The sequence below is a fragment of the Nocardia exalbida NBRC 100660 genome, assembly GCF_000308575.1.
Lineage (GTDB): Bacteria > Actinomycetota > Actinomycetes > Mycobacteriales > Mycobacteriaceae > Nocardia > Nocardia exalbida.
In genome coordinates this window covers 199,522-216,759 of the sequence record NZ_BAFZ01000089.1, presented here as the reverse complement: position 1 = coordinate 216,759, position 17,238 = coordinate 199,522, and the positions used below count along the sequence as shown (strand labels likewise).

Annotated in this window: 17 protein-coding genes; 8 read left to right on the top strand and 9 right to left on the bottom strand. The window is 70.8% G+C overall.

What is annotated here, in order from left to right; translation table 11 throughout:
* Positions 1–101 precede the first annotated feature (101 nt).
* Positions 102–1,451 carry a TIGR01777 family oxidoreductase gene (locus ON29_RS21855; RefSeq protein ID WP_040869085.1) on the top strand — a complete coding sequence of 450 codons (1,350 nt, stop codon included), beginning with the start codon at positions 102–104 and terminating at the stop codon, positions 1,449–1,451.
* 319 nt (positions 1,452–1,770) lie between these two features.
* On the opposite strand, the gene ON29_RS21850 is transcribed toward ON29_RS21855, so the two are convergent.
* Positions 1,771–2,616, bottom strand: coding sequence for a MerR family transcriptional regulator (locus ON29_RS21850; protein WP_040868935.1), 846 nt, complete (start codon positions 2,614–2,616; stop codon positions 1,771–1,773).
* Between the two features lie 167 nt (positions 2,617–2,783).
* Between ON29_RS21850 and ON29_RS21845 the strand changes: the two genes are divergently transcribed.
* Together ON29_RS21845 and ON29_RS21840 are read left to right on the top strand one after the other, a co-directional pair.
* Positions 2,784–3,407, top strand: coding sequence for a lipocalin family protein (locus ON29_RS21845; RefSeq protein WP_245549059.1), 624 nt, complete (start codon positions 2,784–2,786; stop codon positions 3,405–3,407).
* A gap of 160 nt (positions 3,408–3,567) precedes the next feature.
* Entirely contained in the window at positions 3,568–4,893 is a 1,326-nt protein-coding gene (locus tag ON29_RS21840) for a cryptochrome/photolyase family protein (protein WP_040868933.1), read from the top strand.
* Positions 4,894–4,906: 13 nt separating this feature from the next.
* On the opposite strand, the gene ON29_RS21835 is transcribed toward ON29_RS21840, so the two are convergent.
* Entirely contained in the window at positions 4,907–5,503 is a 597-nt protein-coding gene (locus ON29_RS21835) for a hypothetical protein (protein ID WP_040868932.1), read from the bottom strand.
* Positions 5,504–5,881: 378 nt separating this feature from the next.
* Positions 5,882–6,328, bottom strand: coding sequence for an NAD-dependent epimerase/dehydratase family protein (locus ON29_RS37210; RefSeq protein ID WP_051175450.1), 447 nt, complete (start codon positions 6,326–6,328; stop codon positions 5,882–5,884).
* 196 nt (positions 6,329–6,524) lie between these two features.
* Between ON29_RS37210 and ON29_RS21825 the strand changes: the two genes are divergently transcribed.
* The 3 genes from ON29_RS21825 (at position 6,525) to ON29_RS21815 (ending at position 8,029) form a co-directional block, all read left to right on the top strand.
* Positions 6,525–6,731, top strand: coding sequence for a hypothetical protein (locus ON29_RS21825; protein WP_040869081.1), 207 nt, complete (start codon positions 6,525–6,527; stop codon positions 6,729–6,731).
* Positions 6,732–6,810: 79 nt separating this feature from the next.
* Complete coding sequence (locus ON29_RS21820) at positions 6,811–7,206, top strand: hypothetical protein (RefSeq protein ID WP_245549057.1); 396 nt, start codon at positions 6,811–6,813, stop codon at positions 7,204–7,206.
* A 22-nt stretch (positions 7,207–7,228) separates the two neighbouring features.
* Positions 7,229–8,029: a PIG-L deacetylase family protein gene (locus ON29_RS21815; RefSeq protein WP_040868931.1), complete on the top strand. Its 801-nt coding sequence runs from the start codon at positions 7,229–7,231 to the stop codon at positions 8,027–8,029.
* Between the two features lie 120 nt (positions 8,030–8,149).
* Here ON29_RS21815 and ON29_RS21810 read toward each other — a convergent pair whose 3' ends face one another.
* The 5 genes from ON29_RS21810 to ON29_RS21790 form a co-directional block, all read right to left on the bottom strand.
* On the bottom strand, positions 8,150–9,691 hold the full coding sequence (locus ON29_RS21810) for a sensor histidine kinase (RefSeq protein ID WP_051175449.1): 1,542 nt from the start codon (positions 9,689–9,691) through the stop codon (positions 8,150–8,152).
* Positions 9,688–10,404: a response regulator transcription factor gene (locus ON29_RS21805; RefSeq protein ID WP_040868930.1), complete on the bottom strand. Its 717-nt coding sequence runs from the start codon at positions 10,402–10,404 to the stop codon at positions 9,688–9,690. The genes ON29_RS21810 and ON29_RS21805 overlap by 4 nt, the downstream gene beginning before the upstream one ends.
* 484 nt (positions 10,405–10,888) lie before the next feature.
* The gene (locus tag ON29_RS21800; RefSeq protein ID WP_083863969.1) at positions 10,889–13,015 is read right to left on the bottom strand and encodes an ArnT family glycosyltransferase; all 2,127 of its coding nucleotides are present in this window, start codon (positions 13,013–13,015) and stop codon (positions 10,889–10,891) included.
* Positions 13,016–13,140: 125 nt separating this feature from the next.
* Positions 13,141–13,797 (bottom strand): class I SAM-dependent methyltransferase, encoded by a 657-nt coding sequence (locus ON29_RS21795; RefSeq protein WP_040868928.1) that lies wholly within the window; start codon positions 13,795–13,797, stop codon positions 13,141–13,143.
* Between the two features lie 110 nt (positions 13,798–13,907).
* Positions 13,908–14,135: a hypothetical protein gene (locus ON29_RS21790; RefSeq protein WP_157114249.1), complete on the bottom strand. Its 228-nt coding sequence runs from the start codon at positions 14,133–14,135 to the stop codon at positions 13,908–13,910.
* Between the two features lie 433 nt (positions 14,136–14,568).
* Between ON29_RS21790 and ON29_RS21785 the strand changes: the two genes are divergently transcribed.
* Together ON29_RS21785 and ON29_RS33960 are read left to right on the top strand one after the other, a co-directional pair.
* Positions 14,569–15,399: a mycofactocin-coupled SDR family oxidoreductase gene (locus ON29_RS21785; protein ID WP_040868924.1), complete on the top strand. Its 831-nt coding sequence runs from the start codon at positions 14,569–14,571 to the stop codon at positions 15,397–15,399.
* A 135-nt stretch (positions 15,400–15,534) separates the two neighbouring features.
* The gene (locus tag ON29_RS33960; RefSeq protein ID WP_083863967.1) at positions 15,535–15,924 is read left to right on the top strand and encodes an STAS domain-containing protein; all 390 of its coding nucleotides are present in this window, start codon (positions 15,535–15,537) and stop codon (positions 15,922–15,924) included.
* Between the two features lie 79 nt (positions 15,925–16,003).
* Here the strand turns inward: ON29_RS33960 and ON29_RS21775 are convergent, their stop codons facing one another.
* Positions 16,004–17,068, bottom strand: coding sequence for a DoxX family protein (locus tag ON29_RS21775; protein WP_040868922.1), 1,065 nt, complete (start codon positions 17,066–17,068; stop codon positions 16,004–16,006).
* Between the last annotated feature and the right edge of the window lie 170 nt (positions 17,069–17,238).

Sequence of the window (17,238 nt, the reverse complement as noted above, 5' to 3'; positions counted from 1 at the left end):
GACGACCCGTTCATCGACCGTTTCCTGTGGTTTATGAGATTGTGAGTCGAGGAACGATGCAGAAACGCTGCATCGGGTCGGTTTCGGGCTACAGTCGGGTCATGGGTATCGAGTACGCGAGCGTCATCGATCTACCCCGGTCCGAGGTGTTCGCCTGGCACGCCCGTCCCGGCGCGCTGACCCGCCTGGCGCCGCCGTGGCAGCCGGTATCACCGCGCGCCGAGTCGGACTCGCTGTCCGACGGGCAGGCGGTGCTCGGATTGCCCGGTGGCCTGCGCTGGGTGGCCCGGCACGATCCCGGCGAGTACGACCCGCCGCGCCGGTTCGTCGACGCGGTCACCGTCGACGGCGTCGGCTCGCTGCCTGCCGGACTGCTGCCGTGGCGGCACACCCACGATTTCGAGGTCGTCGACCGGACGCATACCCGGGTGGTCGACCGGGTGGACGCGCCGGTGCCCGCCACGGTCCTTCGGCCCATGTTCGCCTACCGCCACCGGCAGCTCGCCGACGACCTCGCGGCGCACGCGCGGGCGGCGGGGGAGGGTTTCGTGTCCAGGACCGTCGCGGTGACCGGAGCGTCCGGCCTGGTCGGTTCGGCGCTGACCGCGTTCCTGTCCACCGGCGGGCATCGTGTGGTGCGGCTGGTCCGGCACGCGCCGCGCGCCGCGGACGAAAGGCGATGGGACCCCGCGGATCCCGCGCCGGATCTGCTGGACGGCGTGGACGCGGTGGTGCATCTGGCCGGGGCCTCCATCGCGGGCCGATTCACCGCGGGGCACAAGCGCGCGATCGCGGACAGCCGGATCGGGCCGACCCGGAGGCTCGCCGAAGTGGCGGCGCGGGCGGCGGTGCCGGTCTTCGTGAGCGCCTCCGCGATCGGCTACTACGGCGCCGATCGCGGCGACGAGACGCTGACCGAGCGGTCGATGCGCGGTGACGGCTTCCTTGCCGACGTGGTGGAGGGGTGGGAGGCCGCGACGGTGCCCGCCGCCGAAGCGGGTGTGCGGGTGGTGCGCGTGCGTACCGGGATCGTGCAGTCCCCGCGCGGCGGCACGCTGCGGCTGTTGCGCCCGCTGTTCACGGCGGGGCTGGGCGGGCGCATCGGCGGCGGGCGGCAGTGGCTGTCGTGGATCGGGATCGATGACCTGATCGACGTCTACCATCGGGCGCTCTGGGACACCGGCCTGTCCGGAGCGGTCAATGCCGTTGCCCCGCAACCGGTTCGCAACGCGGAGTACACCAAGGTCCTTGCGAGCGTGCTGCACCGGCCCGCGCTGTTCCCGGTACCCGGGTTCGGTCCCGCGTTCCTGTTGGGCCGCGAAGGGAACCGGGAAGTGGCGTCCGCGAGTCAGCGCGTCGTTCCCACCCGGCTGACCGAAGCCGGTCACCGATTCCGCGCCCCGGCGCTGGAACCGGCGCTGCGTCATCTGCTCGGCAGGCCCGCGGGGTGACTCGGGAGGACCTGGTCCCAGCCGGGCCCTAGGTGCTCCCCTTGGGTAGCGGCTGTGGGATCCGGCGTCGGCGTAGGCGAGATAGCGCCATCTGCAGATCGGATCGGGGCCGAGTGAGGTGACGTGTGCCTGAACGTTGCGGATCACTCAAACGCAATGGTCTTCAAGTGGCATATGCATCGATTTCGCATCGAATATGGAGCGCGAAGCAAGCTGTTCGCCCGTCGGGCATGAGCTCGAAGCGCGTCGGGAGGGGATTCGTATGGGGTTCGGCGATGGATTGGCCCACGGCCGTTCGCGTCGAAGCCGAGTTGTCCGTTCAGGCGAGCCGATCGGCGGCGTCGAGCAAGCTGTCGACTCGTTCCACGCCTTCGGGGAGGAATACCGCCTCCCAGCCCGGGCCGCCGACGAGCACGCGCGCTCCCGCGCCGAGGCAGGCGCGCACGGCGGAGGTCAACGCCGTGGATTCCTGCTGCGACCACAGCAGAACGGCGGCGGGACGGTCGAAGCGGGCGAGGGTGTCGGCGAGCGCCGCGGCGGGCACGTCGGCGCCGAGCATTCGCGCTCCGGCGCCGCGTTCGGCGAGGGCCGCGCGAAGCACCTCCAGTGGAAGCGAATGCGTCTCTCCGCTGGTGCAGGCGAGCACCACCGGCGTCGTGCCGTCGGCCACCGACGGCGGGTTCGTGCGGTGCAGCACCGAGATGACGCACCAGGACAGCAGGTGCTCGACATCGATACATCCCTCGCCACCGAGCTGGCGGTCGACGATATCGGCGAAAGCGGGGCGGCACAGCAGGTCCCAGGTGTCCACCACCCCGAACGCGCGCACGTGCGCTTCGAGCTGGGCGGACACCGCGGTGGTGTCCAGCGCGAAAGCCGCGGCCAGCAGCGATTCCCGGCGGCCGAGCGTGGGCGCGGGTCCGCGCACCGCCGCCGCGGCGCCCGCCGGGCTCGCGCCCGCGCGGATCAGGGTCAGCATCCGCTCCAGCATGGCGATGTCGGCCTCGGTATAGAGGCGGTGTCTGCCCGGGCGGTGTTGCGGTGGACCGATGTCGTAGCGGCGATTCCAGCTGCGCAGCGTCGCGGTCGGGATACCGAGACGTTCGGCGACCGCGCGCACCGTGTATCCGGCCGCGTCGGACACGGGGACGGGACCGGCGGGCATCGCCCTATTCTGCCCGTCGCCGCCGACGGGATCCGTCCCGCCCGGGTTGTCGGTGGGTCCGCGCGCTGTCCTCCGCGTCATCGAGCCTCCGGGAAAAGAATAGGTTGCATCAATTATGCATCGTTCTGTGCTAGCGTGGACAGCGTCGCCGATTTCTAGGAGTTAGCGTGCATCGTCGCAATCTGCTGCGTAGGTCGACCCGCCTGCTCGCCGGGGTGGTATCGGCGCTGTCCGCGACGGCGCTGGCGGCGGGCGGTTCGGCCGCGGCGCCCAGCCCGGCCGACGGGCCCGCTCCGGTGCCGCGGCTCGAGCTGGAGCGGTACTTGGGCACCTGGCGTCAGCTCGCCGCTGTCCCGCAATACTTCAATCTGGACTGCGCGCGCGACACGCAGGCGAATTACGCGCTCGATCCGCAGGGCGACATCGCGGTGCGCAACACCTGCACCACGTGGGCGAACACGCGTAACGAGATCAACGGCACCGCGACGGTCAACGACCGGGAGACCGGGGCGCAGCTGCACGTCAGCTTCCCCGGCGTGCCCACCCAGGATCGCCGGGAAGGGCCGACCAATTACATCGTCACCGCGCTCGGCCCGGAGTATTCGTGGGCGGTGGTTACCGATCCGAGCCGGATTTCCGGGTTCGTCCTGGCTCGCGCTGCTTCGCTGGACGCGGATGCCTGGCAGCAGGTACGCACGGCGATCACCGCGGCCGGTCAGAACCCGTGCCTGTACCTGACCTCGCCGACGACGGGCGGTGAGTCGCGCATCGTCCCACTCTGCGCGGGGTGATCCGGGATGCTCGGCGCCCGCGAGGGTCGCGTCGTCGGCGGTATGGCTGAGCCGCCCGATGCCGCGCCGGCGCGGCCCTCACGGGTGCCGAGCGCGACCGCACCTTCCGGCGAGGAGGCCCGAGGATGAGAATTCGTGCCACACGACGGGTGGGTGCGCGATGACCGTCACGATCGCTCTGTTCACCCGCGACCTGCGGGTGCGGGACAACCCGGTGCTGACGGCCGCGCACCGGGAGGGCGCCGCGGTGGTGCCGTTGTTCGTGCTGGACGACGCCATCCTCTCCGGCCGCTTCGCCGCACCGAACCGCGCCCGGTTCCTCGCCGCCGCTCTGGCCGAGCTGGACGACGAACTGCGCGCCATCGGCGGCAATCTGGTCCTGCGCCGGGGGGACGTGGCCGCGGAGGTCGATCGCGTGGCCGCCCAGGTGCACGCGGAGAGCGTGCACGTAGCCGCCGACGTCAGCGGCTACAGCCGCCGCCGGGAACGCGCTCTGCGCGAACGACTCGCGCGCCGCGACTGTCTGCTGCACACGCATCCCGCCACGATCACCGCCGCCGATCGGGAAACGCTGCTGCCCGCCACCGGGCGCGACCACTTCGCCGTCTTCAGTCCGTATTTCCGGCGCTGGTCCGAAGCGCCGCGGCGCACACCGCTCGGCACGCCGCGCGGCCTCACGGTGCCGAGGGTGTCGAGCCTGCCGCTGCCGGACGCGGGGGAGCTGTGCGCGGGCCGGGCATCGCCGCGATTGGCGGTGGGCGGTGCGACGACGGGACGAAAGATGATGCGCGACTGGCTGTCCGGGCCGGTCGAGCACTACGCGCGTGACAACGACGACCTCGCCGCCGACGCCACCTCGCGGCTGTCGCCGTATCTGCATTTCGGCTGCGTGTCCCCGGTGGAGCTGGTGCACCGGGTCGACATGTCCACCGAGGGCGGGCGCGCGTTCGCCCGGCAGCTGGCCTGGCGGGACTTCCACCACCAGTTGCTGGCCGCCCGCCCGGCCGCGGCCTGGTCGGACTACCGTGCCCGCGACATCCGCTGGCGCGAGGACCCGCAAGCCGTCGACGCCTGGCGGGAGGGGCGCACGGGGCATCCGATCGTGGACGCGGGCATGCGGCAACTGCGCGCGGAGGGCTGGATGCACAACCGGGCGCGGCTGATCACGGCCAGTTTCCTGACCAAGTCGCTGCGCGTCGACTGGCGGCTGGGGGCGGAACACTTCTTGCGCTGGCTGGTGGACGGCGACTTGGCCAACAACCAGCTCAACTGGCAGTGGGTCGCCGGGACGGGGACCGACACCAGGCCGAATCGGGTGCTCAACCCGCTGCGCCAAGCCGAGCGTTACGACCCGGACGGCGCGTACGTCCGGCGCTGGATTCCCGAGCTGGCGCACCTGCCCGGTGCGCGCATCCACCGGCCGTGGCGGGAGCGGATCGATCCGGCGGACTACCCGGCGCCGATCATCGATTTCGTCGGAATGTAGTGGCCGAGAACGGTCACCTCGGTGGCTCACCCGGCCGGTCCGCGGCCACCGCGGCATCGGCGACCGACTCGAAGGCTCGCACCACGTTCTCCAGTTCGTCGCCGACCTCCCGCATACCGGCCACTGTCGTCAGGTCGTCGGTGTCGAAGTACCACCGCGCGAACAGGCGGCGGAAAGCGTCGTCGGCGTCGTCGGCCAGTCGCAGGATCTCGGCGCGGTAGTGCGCCGCCCACACCGAATCCAGCGGCGCCGCGAACGATCGGGCCGTGTTCTGCCCGCATTCCTGCACTATGCCGATGACCTCGACGAGCTCGTCGGCGAGCACTGTCACGCGGTGCCGGTTGGCGAGTTCGGCCGCCGTCCGGAGATGGATGACGACGCTGTGCAGCGCCCCGCCGAGCGCGCACCGGCCCGCCGACTCGCCGAGTAGTTCGCACGCGATGTCCGCACTGCGCTCGGCGAGCAGCGCCAGGCGCGCGGAGACCTCCGCGTGGTCGGCGGGGATTCGATGGAGCATGCCGAGTACCGCCGCGGCTTGCCCGACCGTGTCGGCCGCATGCCGAGAACAGTCGTGCGAGTCCTCCCGGACCAACGGTTGCGACGACGTCACCTGTGCTCCTGTCGATTGATCGAAATGGCCGGGCGGTGCGCTGATCCGCCCCGCTGTCGCGACCGGTCGCGCGACACAGATGATTCGAAGAGCGGGGCGCCGTGGATGAACCTCGCCGATCCACTCGAACGAGACCCGGCGCGAGCTTGGCGAATCGCGTTCGCGCGCGCTTGAATTGATATGTCGAGGATTTGCCATGTCCGAGGAAAGGGGCCTGTCGTGGGCACCGTCGAAATCGCGATCACCATCGGCCGCATCATGGACACCCTGCAGAAGGCGCTGATTCTGTTCATTCTCTGATCGACTCGCGATTCCCGGGCGCGCGAATGGAGGTTGCCCGGGACTTCGCAGAAATACGCCGAAACGTTGCTCGGTCGATCAGTCGCCGTACACCGACCGGTGGAAGTGCCATGCGTCGGAGACGATGTCGGCCAGGTCCGGTCGCTGTGGCTTCCAGCCGAGCCGGGCGTCCGCCTTGCCGCTCGCCGCCACGCAGACGGCGGGATCGCCCGGCCTGCGTGGGCCGTAGTGGACCGGGAAGTCGCGTCCGGTGTCCTCCCGCACCGTGTCGAGCACCTGCCGATTGGAGTAGCCGCTGCCGTTGCCGAGGTTGTACACCTCGTATTCGCTGGGGCGGATGGCCTCCAGCGCCAGCAGATGAGCGGCGGCGAGGTCGGCCACGTGCACGTAGTCGCGAATGCATGTGCCGTCCGGCATCGGATGGTCGGTGCCGTAGAGCGTGAACGAATCACGTTGTCCCGTAGCGGCTTGCAGCAGGATCGGGATCAAGTGAGACTCCGGGTCGTGCCGCTCGCCCAGCCGCACGTCGTGCGTGACGACGGCGCACGCGCCGGAGCCCTTTCTCGAAGCTGGGAGTTCGCTGTAGGAGCGGATTCGGGTTGCCAGGAGGTTCCCAGCACGGTATCGGGGTGTCTCGAGATCGCGCACCGAGGATTGTCTCCGCGGTCGAAGTTCGGCCGGGAGCCCGACGGGCCGGATCGAGGAGACAAGTATGAAGGTGTTGAAGTCCAAGGTGGCGAAGGCGGCGGTGGCCGGGGGTATCGCGTTGGCCGCGGTCGGCGCGGGCGCGGGTATCGCGAGCGCGGATCCGGGTCACGACGATCGCGACCAGGGCCGCGACCACGCTCCCGAGCAGCAGCACCACGGCGACCCGCAGCCCAGCCAGCACGGCTTCTGGTTCTTCGACCAGTGGGTTCCGCTGCCCTGAACCCGTTGCCCCTACCGTCGTCAGGTCGATTACCTCGCAGGTAATCGACCTGATCGGCGTTATGGGCGAGGCTCGGGACATGGTGACGAACAGCATGCGGAAAACCCGCTCCCCACTGGCCGGTGCGCTGCGCGGCTTGGCGCTCGGGCGGGTCGCGCTGGGGTCGGCTGCTCTCGTGGCGCCACGGACGTTGACCAAGGCGCTCGGCGTACGTCCTACGCCCGAACTCGACTACATGACCCGGATCTTCGGCGCACGGGCGATCGCGCTGGGCCTGGGGTATCTGACCGCCCCCGCCCAGGAACTGCCACGCTGGCAGCGTCTGGCGTTGCTGGTGGACATCCTGGACACCACGCACGGCGGGGTGCGCCTTCTACGCAGTGACGCCCCGCGCCCGGCCGCGGTCGCCATGGTCGCCCTGACCGGCGGCTACATGCTCGTCGGCGCGACCCGGCTGGCCCGGGATCTGTGGTGAATGCCTTTGGCACACTGGTGCGATGGCGACCGTTGTGGCATTCCACGCGCACCCGGACGACGAGGCCCTGCTGACCGGCGGGACCCTGGCCAAGCTGTCCGCCGCCGGGCACCGGACGGTGATCGTGGTGGCCACCGATGGCCACATGGCGGATCTGGATGGCCGCGAGCCGTTGCGCCTCGGTGAGTTGGCGGCCAGCGCCGCCGCCCTCGGCGTGCACCGGGTGGTGCACCTCGGCTACGCCGACAGCGGACACGGTGCGGTGCTGTACGCCGACCCGCCGGACCGGATGCGATTCGCCCGCGCGGATCCGGAGGAGGCGGCGGGGCGGTTGGCCGCGATCCTGCGCGAGGAGCACGCCGAAATTCTGCTCAGCTACGACCGCAACGGCGGCTACGGGCATCGCGACCACGTCCGCGTGCACCAGGTGGGCAAGCGCGCGGCAGAACTCGCCGGTGTGTCGCGAGTCCTGGACGCCACCTTGCCGCGCGAGGGTTACACGCGCCTCGTTCGTTCACTGGAGCGATTGCGGGTCCCTTTGCGTTATGACCCTTCGGTTCTCGTCTCGCTGTTCAGTCCGCGCTCGGCGATCACCCATCGCATCGACGTCGCCGCCCATGCCGCGCAACGCAAAGCCGCCCTGGCCGCCCACCGCTCGATCGTCGAGGGCTCCAGCCGCTTCGCCACCATCGCGAAAGTGCTCCTGCGCCTGCCCACCCCGATCCTCGCCCGCGTCATGCACTGGGAATGGTTCGCCGAAGAAGGCGCCACCCCCGGTTCCGGGGCCCCGCTCGACGACATCTTCCTAACCGCGCCGCGCTGAGCGTCGCCAGCGATCCGATGCGCACCGCCGAACCAGGCCATCCACCAGTTCGGCGACTCGGCGGCGCCGCGCATCCGCACGGCGCGGGTTCCGGCTGGGATCGCGCCGAGCGGACCCGTGCTACCCGGATCGCGCCCACTCTCCTGTGGGCCGCGTAGCGGCGGGTTCACGGGGCAACACCACGGTGAAGGTCGCCCCGCGGCCCGGTTCGCTGTCGACCGAGACACATCCGCCGTGGGCGGTTACCAGCGCTTGGACGATGGACAGGCCGAGGCCGGTGCCGCCGCTGGTGCGGGTGCGTGAGGCGTCCGCGCGGTAGAAGCGTTCGAATACCCGCGCGGCGGCGTCGGGCGACAGGCCGGGGCCCGTGTCGAGCACGTCGATGCGGACGCGATCGGGCGCGGCCGTGAGCCGCACCGTGATCGCCGCTTCGCGCGGGGTGTGGGTGAGGGCGTTGCCGAGCAGGTTGCCCAGGACCTGGCGCAGGCGCGCCTCGTCGCCGACGACGTCCATGGTTCCCTCGCCCTCGCCGATCACCAGGGTGATCGGGCGGTCCGGCGCGTCGGGCGACGGCTTCTGACGGGCGGCGATGGCCCGCGCATTGTGCACGGCGTCGCCGGCGAGCGCGAGCAGGTCGACGGGTCTGCGCTCCAGCGGGCGCTTCTCGTCCAGCCGCGCCAGCAGCAGCAGATCTTCGACGAGCACACCCATGCGCTCGGCCTCGGCTTCGATCCGGCCGACCACCATTCCCGCATCGGTGCTGGCGCCCTGCCGGTACAGCTCGGCGAAACCACGAATCGTGGTCAGCGGCGTGCGCAGTTCGTGGCTGGCGTCGGCGACGAAGCGGCGCATCCGCGCCTCCGAGCGGCGGGCGGCTTCCTCGGAGGCCTCGGTCGCGGCCACGCCGTGCTGGATCTGGGCGAGCATCTCGTTCAACGACCGCGCCAGATGGTCGACTTCGGTGTCGACGCCGCGCACCGGCACCCGCCGGTGCAGGTCGCCGCTCGCGATCGCCGCCGCGGTCTGCTCCACCTCGCGCAGCGGCCGCAGGCTGCGCCGGATCACCAGGTAGCCGACGGCGCCCAGGGCCAGCAGAGCCGCTGCCCCCGTGCCGACCTCGAAGAAGATCAGCCGCGAGACCGTCTCCTGGTTGTCGGTCAGTGGCAGGCCGATGGTGGTGGAACCGTATTCGTTGGTCGTTGTCAGGACCCGCCAGCGCACCGACGAATCGTCCGCGGAATCCACCGTTCTCGGCGTCTGGGCGCTCGAACCGCCCAGGTCCGGGGTCCCCGCGGCGCTGTTGCCGCCGGGTGGGTCCGGATACACCTGGCCGTCGGCTCCCGTGCGCAGTTCGAAGAACCGGCGTGGCTGCTCGCCCACCGATCTCGGCTGCACCGGCGCGGCCGGGAGATCCGCCGGAATCCATTGCGTGCGACCGTCAGGGGTGATCACCTGCCGCATCGGACGCGGCTGCGCCCAGGACCGCGCCGCGTCGTAGAGCTGTTCGTCGGTGCGCTGGGTCAGCGATCGGCTCAGCGCCGAGGTCACCGCCGCGCCCGACGCGAACAGCGCCGCCGCGGTGAGCAGCAGCAGCACGATCACCAGCCCCACCCGCAGCGGGACCGCCGATATCCGCCGCGCGAGTTCCGTTCGTACGCTCACCTCCGGCTCACCTGGGGTTCGCGCAGCACGTAACCGACGCCGCGCAGCGTGTGCAGCAGTTTCGGTTCGGTGGTGTCGACCTTGCGCCGCAGATACGACACATACGACTCGACCACGCCCGCGTCGCCGCCGAAGTCGTAGCGCCAGACGTGGTCCAGGATCTTCGGCTTGCTCAGCACCTTGCCCGTGTTGACCATGAAGTAGCGCAGCAGGGTGAACTCGGTCGGCGACAGCGACACCGGCGCACCCGCCTTCCACACCTCGTGACTGTCGTCGTCGAGCACCAGATCGCCCACCGTCATCCGGTTGACGCCCTCGGCTGTGGACTGTATTCCGCTGCGGCGCAGGATGACTCGCAGTCGCGCGATGACCTCCTCCAGGCTGAACGGCTTGGTCACGTAGTCGTCCGCACCGAGGGTGAGTCCGGTGAGCTTGTCGTCGACGTCGTCGCGGGCGGTCAGGAACAGCACCGGCGCGGTCACCCCGTCGGCGCGCAGCCGCCGCAGCATCCCGAACCCGTCCATGCCGGGCATCATCACGTCCACGATCAACGCGTCCGGCCGGAATCCGCGCACCCGATCCAGCGCCTCGGTGCCGCTGAGCGCGGTGGCCACCTCGAACCCTTGGAACCGCAAGCTCACGGCGAGCAGTTCGATGATCATCGGTTCGTCGTCCACGATGAGGACGCGGGCTTCGGGTTCGGTGCCGGTCATGAGTCCATGATTGCCTCGCAGGCACGGAGCAACCTGCGAGCAAGCTGGGTGTTTCCTGGGAGCGCGCCACCCGGGCCCGGCGCGCTGTCGCCCGCGTCCATCAAGCCTGGTGCGGCTGGTGTCCGATCCGGTGACCGGGCCCGTCGACGGCAAGCGAGGCGATCGTGCGTCAGCGAGGGGGCTTCGCCGATCGCCGCGCTGTGCGCAGCAACCGCCGATCATCACTGTCTACGACGGTGCGTGCCCTGGGTTGCGGCCCCATGGTTCGTGTCGATCGTCGGATCGGCGAGCTGAACATGGTCTCGCTATAAGCCTCGGCGTTCCCTCGCCGGGGCGATCTGCGGCGGCCGCCTCCGGCGTTCCCCAGTGCGGGGCGAACTCGAAGGGTCGTCGGCGGCGGTGTCGAGGCCCTGCGCCGAACACGGGCAGGAGTATCGCGGCACCCTGCGGTGCGGCGATACTCCTGCGGTCGGGATCCGGGCGATCAGCTGCTGGTGGGTGCGGTCAGGTCGTAGACGGTGATGTTGCCGACCGTCTTCGCGGTGAAGTGCGCCTTCACCCACTCGGTGATCTCGTCCGCCGCCGACTTCTCCCCGCTGGAGCCGGGGCGCATGCCCTGACCCTGCGCGACGAAGTAGCGCACCTCGCCATCGGCCACGTACTGCTGGAACCGCGCCAACGTCGGCGCGTCGTCGCCACCACTGAAGCCGCCGATCGCGATCACCGACGTGCCGGTGCGCAATTCCAGGCTCGACGCGGTGCCGGAGCCGATGCTGGCCGCCGACCATCGGCTGTCGGTGTTCTCCAGCAGGGCGTCCAGCTCCGCGTTACCCGCGCTTCCGCCCGGTCCGCCCGCGCGGCTCGCGGGAGTCGCGTCGCCGGTCGACCGTCCGCCGTCGGCGGCGGGCATGTCTCCGATCGGCAGCTCGCTGCCGGTGGGAGCCGCGTCTCCGGTCGGCAGCTCGGTGCCGTCCGTCGCGCCGGTGCGGCCGTCGGCAGGCGGACCATCCGCTCCTGCGCCTCCGCCGGGCCCGCCCATCGAACCCGCCTGCGCGGGCCCGGAGGTGGGGATGCCGCCGCTGTGCGCGTGCGTGACCGTCTCGACCGCGTAGGCCGTGGATCCGGCGAACCCGCCGAGCAACGCGGCCGCCGCGATCGTCACGGCGATCCCGCGCGACCGGTGCGCGCCGACCAGCAGGCCCATCGCCGCGAGCGCGGTCGAGACCAGCACCGTCCAGCGCAGCCAGGGCAACCAGTCCGGCGTGCGGTCCAGCAGGACGAAGGCCCAGACGCCGGTGACCGCCGACAGCAGCGCCAACGTCATCCTGGCCGCCATGTGCCCGCGCCGCCGCCACAACTGCGTCACCGCGATTCCGGCGACACCGGCGATGCCCGGCGCCAAGGCCACCGTGTAGTACGGGTGGATGATCCCGCTCATGTAGCTGAATACCAGGCTGGTGCCGAGCAGCCACCCGCCCCAGAGGATCATCGCCGCCCGCAGCCGATCGGTGCGCGGTGCGCGGCCGCTCAGCCACAGCCCGGCGACCAGGCCGATCAGCGCCGCCGGGAGCAGCCAGGACACCTCGGTGCCCATGCTGCCGCTGAACAGCCGGGCCGATCCGGTGTCGCCGCCGAACGCGCCGCCCATGCCGCCGCCTCCGGGGCCGCCCGAGCCCCCGCTCGGATTGCCGCTGCCGCCCAGCAGTCGGCCCATCCCGTTGTAGCCGAGCGCCAGCTCCCACAGGCTGTTGTCGGTCGACCCGCCGATGTAGGGGCGCGAATCCGCGGGCCACAGCTCGACCAGCAGCACGTACCATCCGCCCGCGACCACCATGGCCGCGCACGCGGTGATCAATTTGACGATCCGGGACCAGAATCCTCCCGTCGCGGCGACCAAGAACACCAGCCCCAGCGCGGGCAGGACCAGGAACGCCTGCATCATCTTGGTCAGGAACGCGAAACCGATGACCGCACCGGCCAGGGCGAGCCAGCCGGTACTCGTCGAACGCCAGCGCGGCCCGTGCGAGTCGATCGCCCGCACCGTGCAGTAGGCCGCCGCGACCAGCAGCAACGTCAGCAGGGCGTCGGGGTTGTCGAAGCGGAACATCAACGCGGCCACCGGAGTGGCCGCCAACGCCGCACCGGCCAGCAGGCCCGCGCCGGGGCCGCTCCACCGTCGCACCGCGCCGTACAGCAGGGCCACCGAGCCGACGCCCATCAATGCCTGTGGCGCCAGCAGCGACCACGAGCCGAATCCGAACAACCGCCCCGACAGCCCCATCACCCACAGCGACGCGGGCGGCTTGTCCACCGTGATCGCGTTGCCCGCGTCGTGCGCGCCGAACAGCAGCGCCTTCCAGCTCTGCGTCCCCGCCTGCGCTGCCGCGGCGTAATACTCGTTCGCCCAACCGGAGACCGTCAGATTCCGGAAATACAGCACCGCGGTCGCGATCAGCAGCGCGCACAGCGCCGGGCGCGCCCACCGCGGTTGGGTCGCGGGCCCGAATAACGCGCGATCCGCCCATGATCGCTCGTGGGTGGAGGCGCGATGGGCGCCGACGGGTCTCGCGACGGCCTCCACGCCCGGCGGGACGCTCGTAATCGACGCCATGATCTTCGCCTTCCTTCCGTGTGAAATCCACTTCGAAGGCTAGGAAGGCCGCCTGCCCGCAACCTGGAGCAAACCTGGGAGTGCGCTGTGTGGGGCGACGGTGCCGAGCGGGTTTCCGGCTCGGGTCAGCGGCGGCGAATTCGTAGGATGCTGTCTTTCCGCGTGCCCGGCTGCCCCTCCGGGCCCGCGTGCTCGCGCTCGACCACGTCCTCCACTTCCACCTGCCACTCGGCCGGGTCGAGCGCGAGGTCGGCGCGCACCTCGGCGGTGGTCGGGAAGTGCACCTCGGCGGGCGGTTCCAGCACCCAGCTGGGCCACTCCGCGTGCCCGACGATCAGCAGCAGCCCGCCGGGCGCCACCGCCTCCGCGGCCCGGCGCAGGATTCGCGTCCGTTCACCGTCCTGGGCCGCCGGTGAGTGCAGATACTGCGCCGTGACGAGGTCGTAGCTCCCGGACGGGAAGGTGTGGTCGAGATCGTGCCGCTGCCAATCGATTTCGCTGGGCAGCTGCTGTCGTGCGGCCCGCGCCCTGGCACGGGCCAGCGCGGTCTCCGAGACGTCCACCGCCGTCACCCGCCAGCCGCGCTCGGCCAGCCAGATCGCGTCGGCGCCCTCGGCGCAACCCAGGTCCAGTGCCGTACCCGGGGCGACCGCTTCGATCTCCCGCACGAGCAGGAAGTTCGGCTGTCCCGACCAGATCTGGTCGCGTTCCTGGTAGAAGGACTCCCAGAACTCGACCGTCGTGGGCGTGGTCGCGTTCCGATGGTGGTGTGTCGCACTCATGCGTCCCACCATCCACCGGACCGGACGTATCGGCAAATATCGTTGCCGGTTCGGCAACCACCTCGGGCGGCCGCGGCGGGGCGCCGGGCCCCGGCCCGCCCGCCCGGGTGTCAGCAGTCGTCGAGCGGGTCGCGCAGGATCATGCCCTCGGCGGCACGCAGGCGCGTGGTCATGGTCGTCAGCAGATCCACGGAATCCTCGGAGAGGCCGATGGCTGTGTGCAGCAGCTTGCGCAGCCGCGGGCTGGTGAGCCGGGCGGCCAGGGTGCTGTCGTGCTCGGTCGGTTCGGTGTCGAGCTGTCGGTCGAGATTCACGGGAAGGTACTCACAATCGGTCATCGGGCCCCCTGGAACCACTGTGGATGCGCCGACCGTGCCAGGAACGATGGGTAGGCACGGGCGAAATCGTTCCGGGGCGCAGCGTACATCGCACCCAGTTGGTCGCTGGACCGGGTCGGAAAGGTTGCATGTGGCCTCCGTGCCGCAGCCGGGTCGGTTCGTGCGCGCCGTGGCCGTGCCCGCTCCGGCGCCGAGACCGCACCCATTGTTCCACTGTCCCTGGCGATTTCGGCAATACAGCCGGTCGGCGCAGGTCGCGGACGTGGCGCTGCGCGTACCGGTGGCCACGCGCGGGCGCGCCCACCGCTCGTTCCCATCGGCGGGAAATCGCTCGACGGTGGCCCGGCCTGCCGGAAAATCGGGAGCCCGCGCCGTCCGCACGTGACACGATGGGTGGCGGCCGAAGCAGGTACCGACCTATGAAGGGCCAGTGATGGGGCATCTCGACGATCGGGTGGCGGTGATCACCGGCGGAGCCCGTGGACAGGGGCGCGCGCACGCCCTCGCGCTGGCGAACGCGGGCGCGGACATCGTGGTGTGTGACATCGCCGCACCGTTGTCCGGCCTTCCCTACGAGCTGAGTACTCCCGACGATCTGGCCGAGACCGCCGCCCTGGTCGAGCGCACCGGCCGCCGCTGCGTCGCGGTGCGGGCCGACGTGCGCAGCCTGGAACAGATGCGGATGGTCGCCGAGCGCGCGCTGGAGGAATTCGACCGCATCGACATCCTGATCGCCAACGCGGGCATCGCCTCCAACTCGCCCGTCGCGGAGATGGACGAGCAGTTGTGGCAGGACATGATCGACACCAACCTGACCGGCGTGTTCCACAGCTTCCGCGCGGTCGTGCCGCACATGATCGAGCGTCGCTGGGGCCGCGTGGTGGCCACCTCGTCCATCGTGGCGAAGATGGGCGTGCGCAACGCGGCGCACTACGCCGCGAGCAAATGGGGCGTGCTGGGCCTGGTGAAGTCGCTGTCCCTGGAGGTGGCGGAGTACGGCATCACGGTGAACGCCCTGCTGCCGTCCGGGGTGGACACCGACATGATCCAGAACCCCGCCACCTGGCGGCTCATGGTGCCGGACAAGGAGAATCCCACCAGGGAGGACTGGATGGCGATCATCGAATCCGGCCCGCCCAACGGCGATCTGATCCAGCCCGCCGAGGTGGCCGAGGCGGTGCTGCTGCTGGTCTCCGAGCACGGCCGCCACTTCAACGGGGAGGCCGTCACCATCTCCTGCGGCGGAAGCGCGAATACGTCCTAGAGTCCGAGCGCTGACCGGAAAGCGTAGTCCGCGAACACAGTTCGCGCCGTGGCGCTCCTGTACAGACCTCGCGCACCATGCTTCACTGGAAGCGCAAAGTCTGTGCAGTGCCAGCTTCCGGCCAGGAGTCAGCGCATGTCCCGACACGCCGAATGGACTGACCCGCTTCGTTTTTCGGTGTGCCGCCCGCGCCGCGACGTCATCCTGCTGCTGGTCGAGGGCGAGATCGACGCCGCGACCGCGCCCCGGTTTCGCGCGGAGCTGGCGGTCGCCTGCCTGCGCCCCGCGACCACGCTCGTGCTCGACCTCTCACCGGTCACCTTCCTGGCGGCGGCGGGACTGAGCGTCTTGGTCGAAGCGCAGGCCGAAGCCACGCGCTCCCGCCGCAGGCTGGTGCTGATCACCATGGTGCGGCCGGCGGATCGCGCGATCGAGGTCACCGGCCTGGCCGGCCGATTCCATCGGGTGCCCTCCCTCGTTGCCGCCCTCGTCGGTCCAGCGCCCGGTTACGACGAGACCGCCTGACCGCCACGGCCGGAGAAGGGTCACCGACGCGCCGGCGGTGCGCCCCAGGGCGAGGCGCCCGCCGTGCTCGCCCGGAGCCTCAGTGGCGCCGCGAGTCGATGGCCTCGCGGGCCGCCTGCGCTTTCCGGGCGCCCCGCTCGCGAGCCAGCTGCGCCGTGTGCGCGCTGCGTTCCCGGGCGGCGTCGGCGATCTCCGGTCCGCGCTCCTTGGCGACCTCCGCCCATTCGGCCCCGCGCTGCTTGGCGAGATCCGCGAGATGCGCGCTCCGCTCTTTGGCGATCTCCGCGAACTCGGCGCCGCGCTCTTTGGCGACCTCCGCCCACTCCGCGCCGCGCTCTTTGGCGATCTCTGCCCAGTCGGTGCCTCGTTCTTTGGCGATCTCTGCCCAGTCGGTGCCTCGTTCTTTGGCGACCTCCGCCCAGTCGGCGCCGCGCTCTTTGGCGATCTCGGCCCACTCCGACCCGTGTTCCTTGGCGGTACCGGCCAGCTCACTGCCGTGTTCCTTGGCCGCCTCCGCCCATCCCGGGCCGTGACGCTGAGCCGTCTCGGCGAGTTCCGCGCCCTTGCTCGCCGCCACCGCTCCGAGCGCACGCGCCCGTTCCGCGGCTTCCTGCGCGTGCTTGCGCAACGCCGCGCCGGTGGCGGTATCGGAGGTAGCGCCGAACGGCAGTGCGGCGGTGACCGCGGCGGCGGCGTCGCGGGCGGCCCGGCGGCCGCGCCAGCCCAGCGACGGCTTGCCCTCGGTGTCGGCCGCGGTGATCATCAGCCCACCGAGGAGGCCGAGGTCCTTGAGGAACGCGGTCCGCTTCGCCGATTTGCGGGCCGGATCCTGCTCGTTCCAGAAATCCTGCTCGGTGACGGCCGCGGGCACGACGGTCGCCGCGAGCACCAGCGCGGCCAGTCGTGGCGCCTTGCCCAGCGCCAGCAGCACGCCGCCGCTCACTTGGGCGAGGGCGTTGACCTGGACGACCGTTGTCGGATTGGACGGCAATTTTGTGGCAATTTCTTCGGGCAGCTGCCGGTGCCCCCGTTCGAGCAGTGCGTTCGCGGCCTTGACCCGCTCATCCGGGCGCCGCAGCGTATCGACCCCGTCTACTACGAACGCGGTGGCCAGTAGCGGCCGGGCGAGTCGGCGCAACAACATGACAGAACCCCTTCCCTTGATGTAGTCACGAATCGGATTCCCGCCCGCTTCGTCACCAAACAAGCCGGTCCGCCGCCGTGTGAAAGCAGCCTCATCCGGGTAACAGCTAATCGAGAGAGATCGATTCAGGGGGAAAGGCGCCGCGGCTGACGCTCCCGCCTCCCGCCCTG